Consider the following 19,935-nt stretch of genomic DNA (forward strand, 5'->3'; position numbering starts at 1 on the left):
GGCGCCTGCGCGGCGGACCGTCCTCCACCGGGCCCGCGCCGACCGCGCCGGCCGGCGGGACGGGTCGGGGACTGACGCCGCCCGGCCGTCGAGCGGACGTGGCCGTGGCCGTCGGTGTCCGCCCACAGCGAACGGTCGACCCGCCGGCCGGGGCAGCCGCGCCCCCCTGAGCTGCGCGTTCTCGGGGGGCGGTCGACCCCTCGTCGTGCGGTCAAGTCGACACGCCGTCGTCGCGACGGATTTGTCGGTACCCGTCCGTAGATTCCGGATCGACATCTTCCCCGTGTCGACAAGGAGTCCGTCATGGCCGTCTCCGGCCTCAAGACCCGTCAGCCCACCGGCCGCGTGCCGTGGCCCTGCATCCTCCTCGAGGGCGAGGAGAAGGCGGGCAAGAGCTGGGCGCTGGCCCAGTTCAGCACCAGCGACAAGATCGGCGCCCTGTACTGGATCGACCTCAACGAGGGCGCCGGTGACGAGTACGGCGCCATCCCGGGCGCGAACTACCAGATCATCGAGCACGACGGCTCGTACGCCGCGGTGCTGGCCGCGGTCCAGGCGGTCAAGGCCCACGCCCGCCGCGCGGCCGACGCCGGCGAGCCGCCGGTCGTGCTCGGCATCGACACCGGCTCGGCGATCTGGGACGGCCTGAAGGACTGGGCCAGCGACCGCGCCGCGAAGTCGGCCCGCAACCGCGAGCTGCTCAAGCGCGACCCCAACGCCGAGATCACCATCAGCCAGAACCTGTGGAACGACGCCGGCTCCCGCTGGCGCAAGCTGCAGACCGAGCTGCTCACCTTCCCCGGCATCGTCGTCGTGACCGCCCGCGGCAAGGAGGTCACCGAGGTCGACGCCAACGGCCGCCCGATCGAGGGGCAGAAGACCTGGTCGGTGCAGACCCACCGGGAGTTCCCGTACGCGGCCAGCGTGTGGGTGCGGCTGCGCCGCGGACGCCGGCCGCTCATCGTCGGCGCGCGCAGCGTGCACGTGGGCATCAAGCCCAACGACGACCCGGCCAAGGAGGTCACCGACCCGGCCGCCACCGGTCGGCTGCTGGAGTGGCTGGTCTTCGACGCGCTCAAGTGCGACCCGGGCACCGCGCACGTGCGCGACCTCGTCTCCTTCCACGGCGGCGGGCTGCTCGACCACGAGCGGACCGAGGAGGCCCCGGCCGGCCGGCCGGGCACCCGGGCCGGCGGGCGGCGGGAGCCCGACGTCGCCGACCTGGTCGCGCGGATCGGCGACGCCCGCGGCGACGACGAGCTGCGCGAGGTCTGGGCCGAGGGCAACCGCACCGGGCTGCTGCAGGTCGACGTGGCGACCCCCGGCGGTTCGTACACGGTCGCGGAATTGATCCAGGCCCGGCACGAGGAGCTCCTCGCGGCGTCGATGAAGGCCCACCCCGCCGGACGGCGCCGGGTCGCGGCCGGCGATCCGTCCGTCCCGCAGACGCCCGCTGCCCTGGTGGGGCCCGCCCTGGCAGCCGCCGCGGCGGCCCGTCCGTCCACCGGTCGCGAGGCCGCTCCGGCGAACCCGCTGCTGGAGCCCTCGCCGACCCCGGACGACCCGCAGGAGCGGCGGCTCAACGCCGCCCGCCGGGGCGTGCTGGCCAGCCTGGAGGCCCTGGGCGTGACCGAGGAGCAGATCGGCGAGCGCTTCGGCCGGCCCGCCGAGCACGTGGCGACCAAGCGGCTGACCGCACTGGTGCGCGACGTGATCGCCACGCAGCGGGCCGCGGGCGACGGCCGCCCGGATGTCGCCTGAGCCGCGCCGGTGGAGCGGGGCCGGCCCCCGGCCCCGCTCCACCGCCCCCGACCCGAGGGAGACGCGGTGACCGCCGTGCTGCCTGCCCGCCCCAGCGCCGCCGAGCGCCGGGCCGCCCCGAGCCTGGCCGCCGCGGTCCGCGACCTCGACCACCGCCGGGCCCGCTCCCGCCAGCGGATGATCGGCGCCTCCGAGCTCGGCGAGTGCCGCCGCCGGGCCGCCTACCGGATCGCCCGTCGCCGTCCGACCAACACCCGCACCGGGCTGCAGGCCTTCCTGGGCACCGAGCTGCACCGCGGGGTGCTGCGGGCGCTGCGCCGCCAGTACGGCGGGCTGACCGAGGTCGGCCTCGCGGGGGAGCAGGTCAAGGGGCGCTGCGACTGGTGGCACGCCCCGGTCGTGGAGGACCTCAAGACGACGTCGCGGTTCGGGTTCGAGCGGGTCCTCACCCGCGGGGTCCCGGTGCGGCACTGGTTCCAGGTCGCGGTCTACGCCTGGCTGCTGCGGACCGGGCAGACCGCCGACCGCCGGCTGCCGGCCGGCACCGGGCAGGACGTCGACGGACTGCGCATCCGCTACCTGTCGCGCGACTCGGGTGAGGACGTCGTCTTCGAGGCCGACCACGACCCGTCGCTGACCGCCGAGGCGATCCTGTGGCTCACCGACGTCTACGCCACCGTCGAGGACGAGGGGGTCGACGCCGTCCCCCGCGACGGGTTCGGTCCCGGGGTGGACACCATGTGCGACTGGTGTCCGTTCCTCGACCTGTGCTGGGGCCCGCCGGTGGACCCCGAGACCGAGGGCGAGGTCTCCCGCCAGTCCCGCCTGACGGTCACCGACGAGGACTACGTCGGCGCCGTCCACGACTACGACGCCTGGCGGGCGGCCGAGAACGAGGCCAAGCGCCACAAGGAGTACGCACGGGAACGGCTGAGGGGCCGGTCCGGGCCCGCGGACGACCTGTACTGCGAGTGGTCCGGTGGCGGCCTGCGCACCCAGGTGGACAAGGAAGCGGCGGTCGAGCGGCTGGTCGAGCTGGGTGAGGTCGTCCCCACCCGGAGGACCCGCAGTCCGCGGACGATCCGTGTCACGCGGAACGGCACCCAGCGGGACTGAAGAAGGACCCTCGCGCTCCCCGCCACCCGCAGGCTCGTGGCAGGACCCTGCACGAGGGCAGCCCGCACCGAGGCCGTGGAGGCCCCTTGCCGCGCCGTCGAACACGTGTTCGAATCACCGTGACCGGCTCGCCGGCCGCGCCGGTGCCCGCCAGTGGTCGGCCGGGGCCGGTCGGTCCGGTCGGCCCCGACTCCCAGGGAGGCTCTGATGACGACCGTCCCCACGTCCGCCCACCCGTTCACCCGAGCCGTCGGCGACGTCGCCTGGCGCTGCGAGTGCGGTATGAGCCGGAGCGCCGCCGTGCACCGCGGTACGGCGAGCCCGGTCAGGCCTGCTGCGCCGCCGCCGGAGACCACCGTCACCGTGTCGACGTCCCACCTGCCCGCCGGTGCACCGGTCCTGACCACCGACGTCGTCGGGACCGACTTCGGGCTCCCCCTCGTCCGGCCCAGCAAGACCAGGCCAGGGAGCCGGGTCCGAGAGGTGCGCTCGCACTGCAGGGCGCACGGGGGAGTGGTCGTCTGGTTCACCGACGGCACCAAGACCCCGCCGCTGCACGGGCGCACCGCGTGGATCGTCGCCGAGGCCGACCCGGGTGCGCACACGGCCACGCGGGTGGTGGCGTGACCTGAGCCGCCCGTCACGGCCCGCCCCCTGCCCAGGGAGCCCGGTCGGCTACGGCCGGGAGGCAGAGGCCATCGCGGGGGCGCTGCCGGCGGACCGGGCCCGGCCGAACAGGGCGGTCAGTGCCGCATCGGAGGCGGCCAGGGCGGTGCGGTCGAAGGTGCTGCTGCTGGCGACCAGCTCGGCGGCCCCGGTGCGGTCGAGCAGCTCGGCGAGCCGGCGCTCCACCTGGGTGTGGGTGCCGGCGATCGCTGCCGCGGCGGTCTGTTCGAGGTACTGCTGCTGGCGCGGGGTGCGAGGGGTGGTCCGGATGGCGGCCACCGGCTGCAGCGCCGGGAAGGTCCCGGTGGTGCGGGCCAGGGCCATGGCCCACGCCTCGGGCAGGAGCAGGTCGGCAGCCTCCGCGGCGGTGTCGGCGACCAGGACGTCGAGGCTGATCGCCACCCGCGGCCCGGGCTGCTGCGCGGAGGGCCGGAAGGCGCGCCGGTAGCCGGCCAGCGCCGCCAGCCCGGGCTCCGGGTCGCCGCCCACACCCAGCAGCGGGCCGCCGACGACCACCGGCAGCCCCAGCTCGGCCGCGACCTGCAGGCCGCGCCCCGTGGCCAGCACGTGCAGCGGCACGGCCGCGGCCGGCTGCGGGTGCACGGTCACCTCCGCCGTCCCGGTCAGGAACCGGCGGAGCTCGTCGAGGTCGGCGGTGAAGTCCCGGTCGGTCTCCCGCAGCGCCCGGCGCACCGGCGGGGTGAAGCCGGGGGAGCGACCCAGCCCCAGGTCGACGCGGCCGGGTGCGAAGGCGGACAGCGTGGCGAACTGCTCGGCCACCACGAGCGGCTGGTGGTGCGGCAGCATCACGCCGGCCGAGCCGAGCCGGATGGTCGTCGTCCGGCCGGCGATGGCGGCCAGCAGCACGGCCGGGGCCGCCCCGGCCACTCCGGGCACCCCGTGGTGCTCAGCGACCCAGAACCGGTCGAACCCGAGCCGTTCGGCGCGGACCGCGCGCTCGGCGGTGCCGCCGAGCGCCGCGGCATCGGGTTCGCCGACCCGGGTGCGGGACCGGTCCAGGAGGGAGAGCCGGGGTTCCGCGTCGATCACGGCAGCTCCAGCACCGTACGGGCGGGTGCTGTTCCAGCGGGCGACGTGGTCGTGCGCAGGTCCTGGGCCCGGAGCGGCACCGGGATCCTCCGAGGGACTGCCACCGGACCCGTCCCCGCGGAGCGCAGCGTGCCGGGAATCGTGCGCGCCGGCAGGCGTTACCATGAGCAGCACACCGACCACGAGACCGCAGTCGCTCGCCTGATGACGAATGTCCCCCGTGCCGAGGCCGCTCCGGCCGTCGACCGGCGGCTCCGGATCCTCACCGTGGCGGACTGCCGGACCCCGCGGTGTCGATCCACCGGAGATCCGGAGGCCGTTCGGTGCTCTCCGGCTCTGGTCTCGGGACGTCCTGTCCGCGGGATCGTGCGGCATGCTGCCGCGGCCACCGCGCCGCGGCATCCAGAGGAGGAGTCCGTGGCTCGACCCGGCCAGCGCCAGACGGGCGCTCGCCGCCCCGCCCCGCGGGACCAGCGACGCGTCCGCGACCGCGGCGACGTCATCTCGGTGCTCGCCCGCGCCGTCCGTGAACTCGAGGCAGCCGCCCGGCGCGGCCGCGTGACACCTGCGGTGCGCACGGAGTTCCAGGCCGTCGCCCTGCTGGTGCGCCAGCAGCACGCCCGGATCCTGGCGGAGGAGAACAGCAGCCCCACCCACCGGGCCGAGCAGCTCAAGCGCCTGGACGGGATCGCGACGATCCTCGCGAAGACCGCTGTCCGCGCCCCCGCGCTCCTCACGCTCCTCGCCGAGGACGCCGTCGTCTCCGACGCCGCCCGGTCGCTGGCGCGGGACATGCTGCCGGCCGCCGAGGCCGAGCCGCTCCCGGAGGAGGCTCCTCCGGCGGAGCCCGTGGCCGCCCCCGCCGCGAGCGAACGCCGGGTCGTGCCGCAGTCGGTCGTCTCGCGGCAGCTGGCCAACCCCTTCCTCGCGCCCGACTTCTCAGCCGCTCCGCAGCGCACCTCGCGTCCCCACCGGCTGGCCGGTTGGGAGCTGCTCGGTCCGCTGCTCAGCTCGTTCGAGCGCGCCGGTGCCGGGGACTCGGCGTGCACGGCCCTGCCCGCGCCGTCCTCGCTGCGCGCGCCCGAGGGCCGGCAGCTGATGCCGCACCAGGCACAGCTCGTCGCCGCGGCCGCTGCCGGCCGTCGGACCTTCCTGCTCGCCGACGAGCCCGGCCTGGGCAAGACGGCCCAGGCGCTGCTCGCCGCGGAGGCGGCGAACGCCTACCCGCTGCTCGTGGTGGTGCCGAACGTCGTCAAGACCAACTGGGCACGCGAGGCCGGTCTCTGGACCCCGCACCGCCCGGCCACCGTGATCCACGGCAACGGCGACACCATCGACGGCTTCGCCGACATCGTCGTCGTCAACTACGAGGTGCTGGACCGCCACGTCGGGTGGCTCGGCGACTTCGGCTTCCGCGGGATGGTCGTCGACGAGGCGCACTTCATCAAGAACAGGACCTCCCAGCGCTCGCAGCACGTCCTGGAGCTCTCCCAGCGGATCCGGACCCGCACCGCGCGGCCGCTGCTGATGGCCCTCACCGGCACCCCGCTCATCAACGACATCGAGGACTTCCGGGCCATCTGGCAGTTCCTCGGCTGGATCGACGAGACCAAGCCGCTCGACGAGCTGATGGAGGCGCTCGAGGAGACCGGCCTGACCCCCGCCGACCCCGGGTTCTACGCCGCCGCCCGCCGGTGTGTGATCGACCTGGGCATCGTCCGGCGCCGCAAGGTCGACGTGGCCGCCGACATCCCCGCCCGCCGCATCGCCGACCTCCCCGTCGAGCTGGACGGGCCGGCCGGCCGGTCGATCCGGGCGGCCGAGCGCGACCTCGCCCGCCGGATGGTGGCGCGCTACGAGACCGCGCTCGCGGCCCGCGCGTCCGACGGCGTCGTCGAGGGCATCGACCACGACCTCGTGCGCCGGGTGGCGCGGTGGGAGCTGAAGGACGCGACCACGGGGGAGGCCGGCGAGAACGTCTTCAGCATGATGCGGCGCATCGGGCAGGCGAAGGCCGGTCTCGCCGCCGACTACGCGGCACAGCTCGCGCGCAGCGCCGGCAAGGTGGTCTTCTTCGCCAAGCACGTCGACGTGATGGACGCCGCCGAGGAGACGTTCGCCCGGCAGGGGGTCCGGTTCTCGTCGATCCGTGGCGACCAGACGCCGACGTCGCGGCAGAGGAACATCGACGCGTTCGTGAAGGACCCCGACGTCGCCGTCGCGGTGTGCTCCCTGACCGCGGCGGGGGTGGGGCTCAACCTGCAGGTCGCCTCGAACATCGTGCTGGCCGAGCTCTCCTGGACCGACGCGGAGCAGACCCAGGCCATCGACCGGAGCCATCGCATCGGTCAGACCGAGCCGGTCACCGCCTGGCGCATCATCGCCGCGCAGACCATCGACGCCCGGATCGCCGAGCTGATCGACAGCAAGGCGGGGCTCGCCGCCCGGGCGCTCGACGGGTCGGACGAGGAGGTCTCGTCGTCGGCGGACGTGCAGCTCGAGGCACTCGTCGCGTTGCTGACCGACGCGCTGTCGGCGTCGCCGCAGCCGCCCGCGGGCTCGCCGGCTGGTCCGACCTGAGCCGGAGCTGAGCCGTACCCCGGCCGACCGGGAGCTCGGCCGAGCTGGTCACGGTGGCCGGTCGAGGAGCGGGTCGCATCGGCCGACCGGCGGACACGCACGCTCACGGATCGAGGGGGCCGGTGCCGGGCAGGTCGTCTACGCAACGTCGGGACCGGGCAGCCCCGCAGCTCGCCGGGCGCAGTCCTGATCCGAGGCTCCGGAGGTCGAACGGGCCAGCGCCCTCACGGTCTGCCACCGGCGACACCGGCCCCTCGGCACCGAGGTGCGTTGTCTGGCGGAGCGACGGGGGTGATGCTGGTCCATGGCGTCGAACCCGTCGTACGAACAGTCGAAGCAGGTCGCCGAGGCCAGCCGCGAGACCGAGTGGACCCAGCCGTCGTTCGGCAAGGAGCTCTTCCTCGGCAACTTCCGCCTCGACCTGGTCCACCCCCAGCCGGAGCTCGATCCGGCCGCGGTCGAGAAGGGCGAGGCGTTCCTCGAACGCCTCCGCGCCTTCCTCGTGGAACACGTCGACCGGCGCCGGATCGAGCGCGAGGCGAAGATCCCCGAGGAGGTCGTCCACGGCCTCGCGGACCTGGGCGCCCTCGGCATGAAGATCCCCGAGGAGTACGGCGGGCTCGGGCTCAGTCAGGTCCACTACAACAAGGCGCTGGCCATGGCCGGCACGTGGCACTCGTCGATCTCGACGCTGCTGTCCGCGCACCAGTCGATCGGTCTGCCCGAGCCGCTGCGCCTCTTCGGCTCCGAGGAGCAGAAGCGCACGTGGCTGCCCAGGCTCGCCACGGACCACGTCTCGGCGTTCCTGCTCACCGAGCCGGACGTGGGCTCGGACCCGGCGCGCATGAGCACGACCGCGGTCCCGACCGAGGACGGCACGGGTTACCGGATCAGCGGCACGAAGCTGTGGGCGACCAACGGCGCGATCGCCGACGTGGTGGTGGTCATGGCCGTCGTCCCGGAGTCCGACGGCCACCGGGGCGGCATCACCGCCTTCATCTGCCCGTGCGACCGCGGGGGCATCACGGTCGAGCACCGCAACGAGTTCATGGGGCTCAAGGGCATCGAGAACTCGGTGACGCGCTTCGACGACGTCTTCGTCCCGAACTCGGACGTCATCGGTGGTGAGGGCAGGGGCCTGCGGATCGCGCTCACCACACTGAACACCGGCCGCCTGTCGCTGCCGGCGTTCTGCCTGTCGGCGGTCAAGTACTCGCTCAAGATCGCGCGCGAGTGGGCGGCCGAGCGCAGGCAGTGGGGCAAGCCCATCGGGCGGCACGACCCGATCGCGCAGAAGCTCGCCTGGCTGGCGGGCACGGCGTTCGGCCTCGAGGCGGTGCTCGACGTGTCGAGCCGCCTGGCCGACGACAAGCGGAACGACATCCGCATCGAGGCCGCGCTCGCGAAGCTCTACGGGTCCGAGCTCGGCTGGACCGCCGTCGACGAGATGGTCCAGATCCGCGGGGGCCGCGCCTTCGAGACCGCCGAGTCGCTCGCCCGGCGCGGCGAGAAACCGGTGCCGGCCGAGCAGATGCTGCGCGACATGCGCATCAACCGCATCTTCGAGGGCTCGACGGAGATCATGCACCTGCTGATCGCCCGAGAGGCCGTCGACCAGCACCTGGAGGTCGCGGGCGACGTGCTGTTCGGCGATCCCGGCCTGGCCAACCGGGCGAAGGCCGCGGCCAAGGCGGGTGCGTTCTACGCCAGGTGGTTCCCGACGCTGACGACGGGCGCCGGCCAGCGTCCCGGCTCCTACGCGGAGTTCGGCGACCTGGCGACGCACCTGCGCTACGTCGAGCGGCACTCGCGCAAGCTCGCGCGCTGCACCTTCTACGCGATGGGCCGCCACCGGGCCCGCCTCGAGCGGAAGGGTCAGCTGCTCGGTCGGATCGTCGACATCGGCGCCGAGCTCTACGCGATGGCCTGCGCGTGCGTCTACGCGGACACCATCGCCCGCGAGCACCCCGACCGCAGGCAGACGGCCGTCGAACTGGCCGACCTGTTCTGCGGCCAGGCCCGCCGTCGTGCCGACCGGCTCTTCACGGAGCTGTGGGCCAACGACGACGAGGCCCAGTACGCGGCCGCACAGCAGGTGCTCTCCGGCCGCTACGAGTGGTTCGAGCACGACGTGCTCGATCCCGCCGGCGACGGCCCGATGATGCCGGCGCCCGCACAGCCGCCCGCCACGCAGTCAGACGACTCGCCGGCCGCGCCCGTGGTGGCGGCCACGGTCGCCCAGTAGGACACCGGTGCCGCACCGGCTCCGCTCGCGGACCCGGTGAACGACGGCGGACTCGACGGCTCGTCGGCGCCGTCCACCCGGAGCCGCGCCTGTTGGAGTCGGGTGGGGGCGGGCGTCACCATGGTCTCCTCGCGTGACGGCGGTCACGCAGCCGCCGTCTGCCACGCCACCTGGGCGGCGGGGTCCTCGAGCCGGTCCCGCCCCGGAGGACCGACCGGGGATGCGCCGACGCGGTGCGCGGCGCAGCGGACCCAGCAGCCAGGGAGAGGGAGATCATGCAGTTCAGCGAGCAGGGCGAGGCGGCCCTGGCCGAGGTCCAGCGGTTCATGGCCGACCACGTCTACCCGAACGAGCGGGAGTACCACGAGCAGCTCGAGCAGGTGGGGCCGGCCGGCTACCCGCCGATCATGGACAAGCTCAAGGCGGCCGCACGGGAGCGTGGGCTGTGGAACCTGTTCCTGCCGCACCTCGCGCCGGACCACCCCGGCACGAAGCTGTCGAACCTGGACTACGCGCCGATCTCCGAGGAGCTCGGCAAGGTCGGCTTCGCCTCCGAGGCGCTCAACTGCAACGCGCCCGACACCGGCAACATGGAGGTCCTGAACCTCTACGGATCGGAGGAGGTCAAGCAGCGGTGGCTGCTGCCGCTGCTGGAGGGCGAGATCCGCTCCGCGTTCTGCATGACCGAGCCCGACTCGGCGTCGTCCGACGCGACGAACATCAGCCTGCGCATCGAGCGGGACGGCGACGAGTACGTCCTCGACGGCCGCAAGTGGTTCAGCTCGGGCGCGCTGGGCGAGCGGTGCCGGGTGCTCGTCGTCATGGGCAAGACGGATCCGCAGGCACCACGGCACACCCAGCAGTCGATGATCGTGGTGCCCAAGGACACCCCCGGCATCTCGTTCGGCCGCAGCCCGACCGTGTTCGGCTACGCCGATCGTGGCGGGCACCCCGAGGTCGTCTTCGCGGACGTGCGCGTACCGGCGGGCAACCTGCTCGGGCAGGAGGGCAGCGGCTTCGCCATCTCGCAGGCCCGGCTGGGGCCCGGCCGGATCCACCACTGCATGCGATCGATCGGCGCCGCGGAGCGCGCCCTCGGCCTCATGGTGCAGCGGGCGCTGCAGCGCGAGACGTTCGGGACGCTCGTCGCGCACAAGGGCGTCGTGCAGGACTGGATCGCCGAGTCCCGCATCGAGATCGACATGGCGCGCCGGTACGTACTGCACACCGCGCACCTCATGGACACCGTCGGCAACAAGGCCGCCGCGACCGAGATCTCCGGGATCAAGGTCGCCGTGCCCAACATCGTGCTGAAGGTCATCGACCGCGCGATCCAGGTGCACGGCGCGGCCGGCGTCACGCAGTTCACGCCCCTGGCCGAGATGTACGCCCACCAGCGCACGCTCCGCATCGCCGACGGGCCGGACGAGGTGCACAAGATGACGATCGCGCGACGCGAGATCCGCAAGCACGACCCCGACTTCCGGATGTCGGGCAGCGGCAGCGCCAAGCCGTGGGTCGCCGCGGACCGGCAGGACGACACGCGGGCGTCCTCCCGGCCGTAGCAGGGCGGAGACACCCGGGTCGGCCCGGGAGACCTGGGCGGTGTCGACCTCGCACCCGCTCGTCGCAGGCCGTGACCGGCCAGCCGGTGACGGCGGGAGTCCTGCTCCATCCCGCCTCGGGTGCACCGGGCTGGCGGCCGTGGCCCGCCGGTGCCAGGCCCCCTTCACAACGTCACCGGCCGTGAGGACAGTGGACCGGGTCCGCTCGGACCCGAGGCGAGGGACGCGGAACTCCGACGCAGATCGGTCGTAGTGGCTCCCTCGCCGACGCAACCCGTTCAGGGGGAGGTCGTCGTGACCATCGACTTCACGCTCACGCCGCAGCAGAGAGTCCTCCAGGAGGCGGCACGGGACTTCGCGCAGAACGTCCTCCGGCCCGTGGTCCGGGAAGCCGACGATGAACCCGACCCCCTGCGCGCCTTCAACCTCACGAGACCGGCCTACCAGGAGGCGGTGAAGCGGGGCATCGCGTTCTCGATGCTGCCGAAGCAGTACGGTGGCGGCGGCCTGTCCAATGTGGACTTCGTCATCGCCGCCGAGGAGATCTGCGCGGTCGATCCCGGCTTCGCGACGACCATCCTGGTCAACGGGCTGGGTCTCATGCCGGTGTGGTACTACGGCACCGAGGAGCAGAAGGAACGCTTCATCTCCCGGGCCACCTCGGACACCTCGGGCGAGTTCATCGTCGGCTATGCGGCCAGTGAGCCGCCCGGCTCGCCCGGGGGGACGGCCAACTTCGACGCCCCTGCGGTCAACGGCGCGGGCATGTCGGTGACCGCGACGCTCGACGGCGACGAGTACGTGGTGAACGGCCGGAAGTACTGGCCCTGCAACGTCGGCGGCTGGGACAACCGGGGAGCCGACCTCAACCTGGTCGTCGTCCGCACCGATCGCGAGGCCGATGGCACCCGAGGCCTGTCGGCGCTCATCGTGGAACGCGGGACGCCCGGTGTGACGTACTCCTCCATCAGCACGTCGGGACAGCGGCTCGCCCCCAACTGCGAGATCGTCTTCGACGACGCGCGGGTTCCTGCGGCCAACCTCATCGAGGGGACGCGCGGCAACGGTGACCTGCTCATCAACCGCAACTTCGCCTGGTCGGGGCCGGTCGCCGGCATCGCTGCCGTCGGCGTGGCCCGTGCAGCCTACGAGGCGGCTCTGGAATGGGCGAAGACCTACACCGCCGGCGGACCGCAGCCCATCATCGAGTACCAGTATCCCGGATACGTCCTCGGTGACGTCGCGACGAAGATCGAGGCAGCTCGGTACTTCTGCTGGAAGGGTGCGCACTACATCGACGAGCACGATTACCACGGCGAACTCATCGGTGCCATGAACAAGGTGCTCTGTACGGAGATGCTCTTCGACTGCGTCTACAAGTGCATGCAGGTCGTGGGGGTGAACTCCGTGGACCGCAGACACCTGTTCGAGCGCTACCTGCGCGAAGCCTCCGTCCTGCCGCTCTACGACGCGGGGAACTTCGGTATGCAGCGTCGACGCATCCACGGCGTGATGGCGCACTCGTCATTCGATCCGCGGGCCCTCATGGACAACCGGGCGGTGGACTTCGACAAGTCCATGGAGGGGATCGACACCGTTCCCGGTCCCCGTGCGGAGAGGAGTGAGCCCTTCGTGTCGGCCTGAGCGGCTCGTCGGCCACCAGTGGGACGGGGCCGCTCCCCGGCAGCGACGCCGGAGCGGGTTGTCGACCTCGTGGGTGGTCGGGGTGTGCGGTTCGCGGCCGTGACGGCCCGTCGCGTCGACCGCCCCCTCGGCACCGGGACGCGGCGAGAGCAGGAACGGGAGAACTCCCACGGTCGGCGACCGTGGGGGTTCCACGTGTGTTCGCGGGGTGATCGGCCGGATGCGCACACGGCGTCCGGTCGCGGGTGGATCGCCGCGCCGATGCGTGCGTCAGCCGTGGACGTCGGCGAGGTGCGAGATGCGCGCGACCCGGACGAGCGCATCGTCGCCGCGTCGTCGGGACGGCGGGCAGCGGTCGGCCCCCGCCGCGGAGATCCGGCGACACGCCGGCCCTCACGGGACTGCCGCGCCGGGAGCCGCCACCGGGGCCCGGTCCGGCGCTAGCGTGGGAGGACAGCCGTTCGGGGGATCGCCATGCGCCGCACCGTTCCGCTCGCTGCCTGCCTCACCGTGCTCGCCGGTTGCGGTTCGGGGGGCGACGGCGCCGCCCTCGGCGAGGTCGCCGCCAGCACCAGCACGCCGGCGCCCGTCGCGGGCGTGGGGGACACCGTGGCGTTCACCGACCAGGTCGGCAGGGCGGCCACCATCACCCTCGACGGGGTCCGCCGCACCGTTCGGGCGGACAGTTCCCAGCTCATCGCCGACGTCGCCGTCACCTCCGCCGACGGCGACGTCACCGTGGACCCGCAGCGCTTCCGGGCGCAGACCGCGGAGGGTCCCACCGTCGACCCCGGGGACGGCGCGATCGGTCGTCCGGTGGAGGACGGGATCGCCTTCGACGTCCCGGAGGGCGAGGTGCTGATCTCCTACGTCGACCCGGACGGGGAGGTCCTGGTGGCGTTCCGGATCGACCCGGCGAGTCAGGCGCCCGCGGACGACGAGGTCGACTACCCGCCCTTCAGTTGCGACATGGGCGTGGACGGCATCCCGGTCTGCGAGGGCGACGTCCCCGACTCGGTCGGTGTCTACCGGACGCCCGACGGCGTCCTGGTCGACGACTGACAGCGCTGCCGGGCAGCGCACTCCGGTCGGCGCCCGGCACGCCGACACGTGGCCGGCCGCGATGCTGGTCGAGGCGGCCGGCCCGGTCGGGTGGCCGGCTCAGGGCTCGTGACCGTCCTGCTGGACCTCACGTTCGGGGATCGCCTCGACGGTCACCGCCACAGGTGCAGCGGGCCCGAAGACCCTGGTGGCGGCCGTGATCGTGCCCTTCAGGACGTACTGCATGTAGTTCGCGGCGGCCATGGGCCCGACGCCGAAGGGCAACAGCCCGGCCAGGAGTGGCGGGCCGACCGCCAGCGCCCATGCCCGGAGGATCTCCGACTCCGAGGCAGCGATCTCCTGGCGCTCCTCTGCCGTCAGGGCCGCCAGGGCGTCGTAGGCGGCGGCCTCTCCCAGCAGCGACGCGTGGGGTCCCAGGACGGCATCGGGACGGATCCTCCCGGTCTTGTCGAGCTTGACCGCTCCCTCCGTGAGGACCAGCAGGACGGCGATGCGGGTGAGCTCGGGGTCGGTGAGGTCCCTGTCGTGGAGCAGTCCGACCTTGATCGCCGCACTCACAGCCTCCTTCAGGACCTCCCGCAGCGCGACCGGGAGCGCGGCAGCCGAGATCGCCGTTCCATAACCCGGCAGGATCGACGGCAGCGAGTAGGAGACCGCTCGCGCCGCCCTGATCCGGTTTCCGCGCGTCACCTGGTTGACCAGGTCTCCCGGCGCGACCAGGGGCTTGCCCGCACGGACCTTGTCGACGACCTTCTGGGCCTCCTCGAGGGAGGGTTGCAGAGTCCGGTTGATCAGCGCCATCGCACGCTCGACGGTCGCCTCGATGTCGAACTCCGGCTTCGGGAGGTTGAAGCCGCTGGTCATGTGGGTCTCCCGTCCGTTGGCGACTCATCGAGGATGCCAGCCGGGAGTCCGGCACTGTCGGACCTGCAGCTCGAGAGGCTGACGGAACCGCAGAGAACCTCGGTGAAGGGGATCAGGACGGCCTGCCAGCGTGACGGCCACGGCCGGTTCGACCGAGCGCCCCAGCCGCGGCAACGGAGCCCATCATCCGTGGGCCCCGTACCGGGCGGGCGCGCAGGAGCTCGCCGAGCCGACGCCGGGGATCGGCTGGTCCGCCGGGTGGCCAGCGGCCATGTGGAGAGCTCAGCGAGGAGCGGCGTCGTCCACCTCATCGAGGAACCGGGTCCGCAGCGTCGTCGGCAGCCAGGCGGTCTCGAAGGCGTTGCGGGCCAGGGTGCGGACCTCGGCGATGCTCAACGGTGTCTCCCGGTGCACCCGCAGGAAGCAGTCGGTGAGGTAGCCGTCGAAGTACGCAGGGTCGTCGGAGTTCACGCTCACCAGCACGCCGGTGTCGAGCAGTCGCTTGGTCGCGCCCTCCCAGGCGGAGCCGCGGACGAAGCCGTTGGAGATGGGGCAGACGGTCAGCCCGATGCCGCGCTGGACGACCTCCGCGAGGAGGGCGGGATCTTCGAGGACGTTCACGCCGTGGTCGATCCGGTCGACCCCGATGACGTCCAGTGCCTGGCGGATGTGGTCGAGCGTGCCCGGCTGGTCCACGTCGCAGTGCATGGTGAGCAGGTAGCCCTCCGCGCGGGCCCGGGCGAAGACCTTCTCGAACTTGACCGGTGGGTTGCCGCGCTCGTCGGAGTCGAGCCCGACCCCCACGATCCACTCCCTGTAGGGCAGCGACTCCATCAGGGTGGCCATCGCGTACTCGGCGGGGAAGTCCCGCAGGAAGCACATGATCAGCGAGACGTGCAGGTCGAGCGTGCGGCGCGCGTCGACGACGGCCCGGCGCAACCCCCGCAGGACGGTGCCGAACTCCACGCCGCGCGACGTGTGCGCCTGGGGATCGAAGAAGATCTCGGCGTACCGCACGTTCTGGGCGGTGGCCCTGGTGAAGTAGGCGGTCGCCAGGTCGTAGAAGTCCCGCTCGGTGACCAGCACCTGCATGTTGCGGTAGTAGCCGACCAGGAAGCTGGCCAGATCGTGGAAGGGGCTCTCCCGCTTCATCTGGTCGGCGTCGGCGTAGGGCAGGTCGATGCCGTTGCGCCGGGCGAGCTCGAACACCAGCTCCCCCTCCAGCGTGCCCTCGATGTGCAGGTGCAGCTCGCACTTGGGCACCGCCGCGATGAAGCTCGCCACGTCCGTGTCAGTGGTCATGAGCGGAGTCTTGCCCCATCCCATCGGCCCGTCGAGCGTCCGCGGTCGTGCGCCAGGCGGCGTGGGCGACCACCGCGGTCGCGCGTCCTCAGCGTGCTGGGTCGACGCCATCGAGGACGGGGACGGGGCGGACCAGAGTGTCGACCGAACCGGGGGCAGTCCCGGCACGCTCGAGTCCTCTCCGACGTCCGGTACCCGCCGGGATCGCGATCTCGGCCGCGGGCCCGTGCCCGCTTCCCGGACGGGCACCGCTCCGCTGAGATGTCCCGATAGCGGCTCGCCGAGACCCCGGCGGAGCAACCGGTGGCGGTCACGGCCGCCGCCGGGCCCCCGAGCCGTGACCGCGCACACCCTGACCGGACGGAGGTACGGGCCGTGGTCCACTTCCTGGTGCCCGGAAGAGGGACGGAAGACCGCCCCTTCCCCGATGCCCGGTCCTCGCACACTGGCGCCGTCCGGTGAGGGGTCGCGGGCGGACCTCGGGCACCGTCAGCGGTGCGGACCTCCGTGGGATGGACCGAGACGTCGATCGGGCGGCGCTCCTCGGCACGGCCCTGGCTGCGGTCGTCGCGCTCAGCTTCGGGGGCCAGGGCGAGTGGGACTGGCTGGCTGCGGCCACCGGGGTCGCCCTGCTCCTGGTCCTGGCGGCGTTCTTCCGCCTGCCCGGCGGCGGGGTCCTCACCCCCCGTGTACGAGCCGAGCTCGCCGCGGTCTCGGCGGTGGCCGCGCTCGCGGCCACGCTCGTCCTCGCCCCCGTCCTCCAGACCTTCATCGCCGCGACGACCGAGGCCGGGCGCACCTGCCGCGCCAGTGCTGCGGTGGCGGCCGGAGCCCTGGAGATCGATGAGACCCGGCAGCGCGGCGCCGACGTGGCCGTCTCCCGGGGAGATGCCGAAGGCACCGCCTCGGAGGCCCTGTCGCGCGCGGCTCAGGACGAACAGCGCACGGTGCTGGGGAACTGCCTCGGTGCGATCACGTCTCGCTGGCTGTGGGCGCCGGCCGCAGGCCTGGCCGGAGTCGGCTACGCACTCGCGTGGTGGCTGGCCCGGCGTCGGCGTGCTCGGACGACCCGGGACTGAGGGGCGCGGAGTCCTCCCGTCACGTCATCGGATGACGCCGGCGCACCCCGGCCGTCGAGGTGGTGCCGGGCGGTCCGGGGCGTCCCGACGCTGTGACGAGGTGCCCGGCAGCGGGCGCCATGGGGCGGTCGCTGGCACTGTGGACCACGTGGTCGCCCCCTCTCCCGTCGTCGTGGTGACCGGTGCGAACGGACTGGTGGGCGCCGCGGTGTGCCGGGCGCTCGTCGAGCGGTCGGCGCAGGTGCGCGCCGTCGTCCGCCGCGCCGGCAGCGCCCCTGCACTCGGCGCAGTCACCGAGCACGTCGGCGACTTCGCCGACGAGGGCCTCGCCCGCGCGGTGACCCAGGGCGCCGACGCGGTGGTCACCACGGTCCACCCGATGGGCTCGCCCCGGGAGGTGCAGCACCGGGTGGCCGTCGAGGGCACGCCGGTCCTCGCTCGGGCTGCCCGGGACGCCGGCGTCGCCCGGCTCGTGCACGTGTCCACGGCCGGGGTCTACGACCGCTCGGCCGGCGTCGGCGACGTGGCCGAGGACGGTGCCCTGCTGCCCGAGGGCAGCGGCGACTACCCCGACACCAAGAACGCCACCGACGCCGCCCTGGCCCACGTCGGCGGACTCACGACCGTGCTGGTCCGCCCACCGGCGATCATGGGCGCCGGCGACACGTCGGTCTGGAACACGCTGCGACCGCAGGAGGTCCGCGAGGGTGAGCGCCGGGCGAACCCGGCGAAGACCTGGGCCTGGGTGCACGTCGACGATCTGGCGGCTCTCGTCGCGGACGTCGCCACGGGCGCCGTCGCGACCGTCGACGACCCGGAGCATGGCCCTGTGGCCGGCGGCACGACTGCGGTCATCGTCGCGGGCGAGCCTGCGACGTGGCGGGACTACCTGGGGACCGTGACCGACGCGCTGGGCGTCGCGCCCGAGTGGACCGACGAGCCGGTCTGGACGGGGCAACTGCGCACCGACCGCGCGCGGAGGTGGGGCTGGGCTCCGCGGGTGGGCCTCGCTCAGGCCCTCGACGAGCTCCGGCGGGGACTGGCGACGGGTTCGTGACAGCGATCGGGTCGCCCCATGAGAACCGGTGCACCCAGTGCCCCACCGGACGCGGAGCGGTCGAGGACGACCGAGACGAGACCGAGACCGAGACCGGCTGATGTGGTCTTCGGACATCAAGCGGGACGTGCCGACACACAAAGGGTGAGCCCCACCGGCTCGAGAGCCGTGGGGGTCCACCACGGTGTCCGAGGGGGGACCTGAACTCCTAGCCAAGGCTAAGCATCTAGATGCGCCCTAGTGCCCTGAGCTGCGCTTTCGTGAGTCCGGGGGAGTGCGGTTGGACCTCAGGAGGCATCCTGATACCGCCAGATACGCCGTCATCAGTGGCCTCCTATGTGCAAGGGCTCGGCGGTAGCGTTTCGGCTGGCGGTGGGTGCGGTGGACTGGCCGTAGCGAAGAGCAGGCCTGGGACTGGAAGCCTGTCGCGCAGCTGGCTTCGGCCGTGAAGACGCGTCCCGTTTGCCGCTGCCGCACTCACCGTCCTGCCGCGGCCGGTGCGCGTCCGGCGGCGAGGTCTTCGTGCAGCGTCTCGTAGACCACGTCGGGGAGCTGTCGTTTCAGGCAGCGCAGGGCTTCCCGTCCGGTCTTGCCTTCGGCGCGTTTGCGCAGGTAGTAGGCGCGGCCTTCGGTGTCGGCGCGGATCTGGGTGATCGCCATGGTGTAGAGCACCCGATTGAGCGTGCGGTTGCCCGAGCGGTTGAGCCGACGCCTCGTGGTGCGCCCGGAAGAGGCCGGCAGCGGGGCGGTGCCATTGGCGGCGGCGAACGCGTGCCGGGAGCGGTAGCGGCGAACGTCGGCGACCTCGCCCAGGATGGTGGCCGCACCGACCGGGCCCAGGCCGTAGAGGCCGGTCAGGCCGGTGTCGACCTCGGCCACCGCGGCGGTGATGAGGCCGACGACCTCGCCGATCTCAGCGGTCAGCTCGGCCAGGCGAATCAGCCGGCGGCGGGTCAGCAGGGCCCGCACGCTCGTCTGGTCGGCGAGCAGGCCCTTGGCCGCGGCGATGAAGGTCGGCGCGGTCAGCCGGGGGATCTGGGCCTGGTAGCCGGGCACCAAGCCGTGCAGCTCGGTGTGGGTGCGGTTGGCCAGCGCGGTGCGCTCAGCGACCAGCTGGGCGCGGTAGTCAGCCAGCGCCCGCAGATCCGCGGCCTGACCGACCGCGAGGCGCACCGCCGGCAGGCCGGGTTCGCGGGCGGTGATCCGGGCGATGGCGACCGCATCGACCGGGTCGGTCTTGCCCGCCCCCGGCCGACCGGAGCGCTCCCAGCTGGTCAGCGAAGGCGGCACCTCGACCACCTCGCTCCCGCCGGTGAGCACCAGGTGCACGGCGGCGCCGCGGCCGTAGTTGCCCGAGCCCTCGATGCCCACCCGGGTCACCGCGTGCTCGGTGAGCAGCTGCTCGAGGGTGGTGAAGCCGGCCTCGGTGTTGGCCACCTCGGTGACCACCACCGGGCGCCCGGCGTCGTCTATGACGGCGACGGCGAGGGTGTCTTCATGGGTGTCGATTCCGGCGAGCACACCGGCTCCTTCCGCGTCGCAACGAGTTCGCGGATCGCCGGTGTCCGGGCGCAGCGCATGCACCTGCGGGCCGCCGCGGCCCCACGCTCCTATCAAGCGTCAACCGCCCGAACCCCGACGGACGTCACCGGCGGGCACTCATTGCGGAGGCCACGACAGACACGGCGGGCAGCAAAGGGTCGAGCCTCGCCGGTGACGCCCGCGAGCACCCCGCCGCTGACCGGGCCGCGATCCCGGCCGGCGGCGGCGCCGGGCGACCCACCCGGTCACCGCCTTCAACACCGGTGCGGACACATCGAGGCGGGCACGATGAGACACAGCGGGCTCCCGGGGAGAGGAGATCGGTCTTTGGCGAGTCGATCTTCACCTCGAGAGCCCGCGCCCTCTTCATGAACCCCGGCGACGACCTGCAGCGACGCCAAT

General features: G+C 73.2%; 14 protein-coding genes. 10 read left to right on the forward strand and 4 right to left on the reverse strand.

What is annotated here, in order from left to right; genetic code table 11:
* Nucleotides 1–303: 303 nt before the first annotated feature.
* From ABQ292_RS08520 to ABQ292_RS08530, 3 genes are all read left to right on the forward strand, one after another.
* On the forward strand, nt 304–1,761 hold the full coding sequence (locus ABQ292_RS08520) for a hypothetical protein (RefSeq protein ID WP_369205229.1): 1,458 nt from the start codon (nt 304–306) through the stop codon (nt 1,759–1,761).
* Between the two features lie 66 nt (nt 1,762–1,827).
* Nucleotides 1,828–2,877, forward strand: coding sequence for a PD-(D/E)XK nuclease family protein (locus tag ABQ292_RS08525; RefSeq protein ID WP_369205231.1), 1,050 nt, complete (start codon nt 1,828–1,830; stop codon nt 2,875–2,877).
* A 207-nt stretch (nt 2,878–3,084) separates the two neighbouring features.
* Nucleotides 3,085–3,504 (forward strand): hypothetical protein, encoded by a 420-nt coding sequence (locus ABQ292_RS08530; protein WP_369205233.1) that lies wholly within the window; start codon nt 3,085–3,087, stop codon nt 3,502–3,504.
* Between the two features lie 48 nt (nt 3,505–3,552).
* Here ABQ292_RS08530 and ABQ292_RS08535 read toward each other — a convergent pair whose 3' ends face one another.
* The gene (locus ABQ292_RS08535) at nt 3,553–4,593 is read right to left on the reverse strand and encodes an MsnO8 family LLM class oxidoreductase (RefSeq protein ID WP_369205235.1); all 1,041 of its coding nucleotides are present in this window, start codon (nt 4,591–4,593) and stop codon (nt 3,553–3,555) included.
* A 417-nt stretch (nt 4,594–5,010) separates the two neighbouring features.
* Between ABQ292_RS08535 and ABQ292_RS08540 the strand changes: the two genes are divergently transcribed.
* The 5 genes from ABQ292_RS08540 to ABQ292_RS08560 all read left to right on the forward strand — a co-directional run bounded on the left by ABQ292_RS08540 (nt 5,011) and on the right by ABQ292_RS08560 (nt 13,689).
* A complete protein-coding gene (locus ABQ292_RS08540; protein ID WP_369205237.1) occupies nt 5,011–7,173 on the forward strand; it encodes a DEAD/DEAH box helicase in 2,163 nt (720 codons plus the stop codon).
* Nucleotides 7,174–7,477: 304 nt separating this feature from the next.
* Entirely contained in the window at nt 7,478–9,418 is a 1,941-nt protein-coding gene (locus ABQ292_RS08545) for an acyl-CoA dehydrogenase family protein (RefSeq protein WP_369205239.1), read from the forward strand.
* A gap of 275 nt (nt 9,419–9,693) precedes the next feature.
* On the forward strand, nt 9,694–10,983 hold the full coding sequence (locus ABQ292_RS08550) for an acyl-CoA dehydrogenase family protein (protein WP_369205241.1): 1,290 nt from the start codon (nt 9,694–9,696) through the stop codon (nt 10,981–10,983).
* A gap of 294 nt (nt 10,984–11,277) precedes the next feature.
* A complete protein-coding gene (locus ABQ292_RS08555; RefSeq protein WP_369205243.1) occupies nt 11,278–12,627 on the forward strand; it encodes an acyl-CoA dehydrogenase family protein in 1,350 nt (449 codons plus the stop codon).
* Between the two features lie 474 nt (nt 12,628–13,101).
* Nucleotides 13,102–13,689 (forward strand): hypothetical protein, encoded by a 588-nt coding sequence (locus ABQ292_RS08560; RefSeq protein ID WP_369205245.1) that lies wholly within the window; start codon nt 13,102–13,104, stop codon nt 13,687–13,689.
* 99 nt (nt 13,690–13,788) lie between these two features.
* Here the strand turns inward: ABQ292_RS08560 and ABQ292_RS08565 are convergent, their stop codons facing one another.
* Nucleotides 13,789–14,553, reverse strand: coding sequence for a hypothetical protein (locus ABQ292_RS08565; protein WP_369205247.1), 765 nt, complete (start codon nt 14,551–14,553; stop codon nt 13,789–13,791).
* 282 nt (nt 14,554–14,835) lie between these two features.
* Nucleotides 14,836–15,855: an adenosine deaminase gene (add, locus tag ABQ292_RS08570; protein ID WP_369205249.1), complete on the reverse strand. Its 1,020-nt coding sequence runs from the start codon at nt 15,853–15,855 to the stop codon at nt 14,836–14,838.
* Nucleotides 15,856–16,367: 512 nt separating this feature from the next.
* Between add and ABQ292_RS08575 the strand changes: the two genes are divergently transcribed.
* Nucleotides 16,368–16,934 (forward strand): hypothetical protein, encoded by a 567-nt coding sequence (locus tag ABQ292_RS08575; protein WP_369205251.1) that lies wholly within the window; start codon nt 16,368–16,370, stop codon nt 16,932–16,934.
* Nucleotides 16,935–17,082: 148 nt separating this feature from the next.
* Nucleotides 17,083–17,991 carry an NAD-dependent epimerase/dehydratase family protein gene (locus ABQ292_RS08580; protein WP_369205253.1) on the forward strand — a complete coding sequence of 303 codons (909 nt, stop codon included), beginning with the start codon at nt 17,083–17,085 and terminating at the stop codon, nt 17,989–17,991.
* 477 nt (nt 17,992–18,468) lie between these two features.
* Here ABQ292_RS08580 and ABQ292_RS08585 read toward each other — a convergent pair whose 3' ends face one another.
* Entirely contained in the window at nt 18,469–19,512 is a 1,044-nt protein-coding gene (locus tag ABQ292_RS08585) for an IS110 family RNA-guided transposase (RefSeq protein ID WP_369205255.1), read from the reverse strand.
* Between the last annotated feature and the right edge of the window lie 423 nt (nt 19,513–19,935).

It is taken from the genome of Geodermatophilus maliterrae (assembly GCF_041018925.1).
In the GTDB taxonomy this organism is placed as follows: domain Bacteria; phylum Actinomycetota; class Actinomycetes; order Mycobacteriales; family Geodermatophilaceae; genus Geodermatophilus; species Geodermatophilus maliterrae.

Bases quoted from the DNA above. Each gene is read 5' to 3' on its own strand.
- ABQ292_RS08520 (WP_369205229.1), top strand. From the start codon at position 304: ATGGCCGTCTCCGGCCTCAAGACCCGTCAGCCCACCGGCCGCGTGCCG.
- ABQ292_RS08530 (WP_369205233.1), top strand. From the start codon at position 3,085: ATGACGACCGTCCCCACGTCCGCCCACCCGTTCACCCGAGCCGTCGGC.
- ABQ292_RS08545 (WP_369205239.1), top strand. From the start codon at position 7,478: ATGGCGTCGAACCCGTCGTACGAACAGTCGAAGCAGGTCGCCGAGGCC.
- ABQ292_RS08550 (WP_369205241.1), top strand. From the start codon at position 9,694: ATGCAGTTCAGCGAGCAGGGCGAGGCGGCCCTGGCCGAGGTCCAGCGG.
- ABQ292_RS08560 (WP_369205245.1), top strand. From the start codon at position 13,102: ATGCGCCGCACCGTTCCGCTCGCTGCCTGCCTCACCGTGCTCGCCGGT.
- ABQ292_RS08565 (WP_369205247.1), bottom strand. From the start codon at position 14,553: ATGACCAGCGGCTTCAACCTCCCGAAGCCGGAGTTCGACATCGAGGCG.
- add (WP_369205249.1), bottom strand. From the start codon at position 15,855: ATGACCACTGACACGGACGTGGCGAGCTTCATCGCGGCGGTGCCCAAG.
- ABQ292_RS08575 (WP_369205251.1), top strand. From the start codon at position 16,368: ATGGACCGAGACGTCGATCGGGCGGCGCTCCTCGGCACGGCCCTGGCT.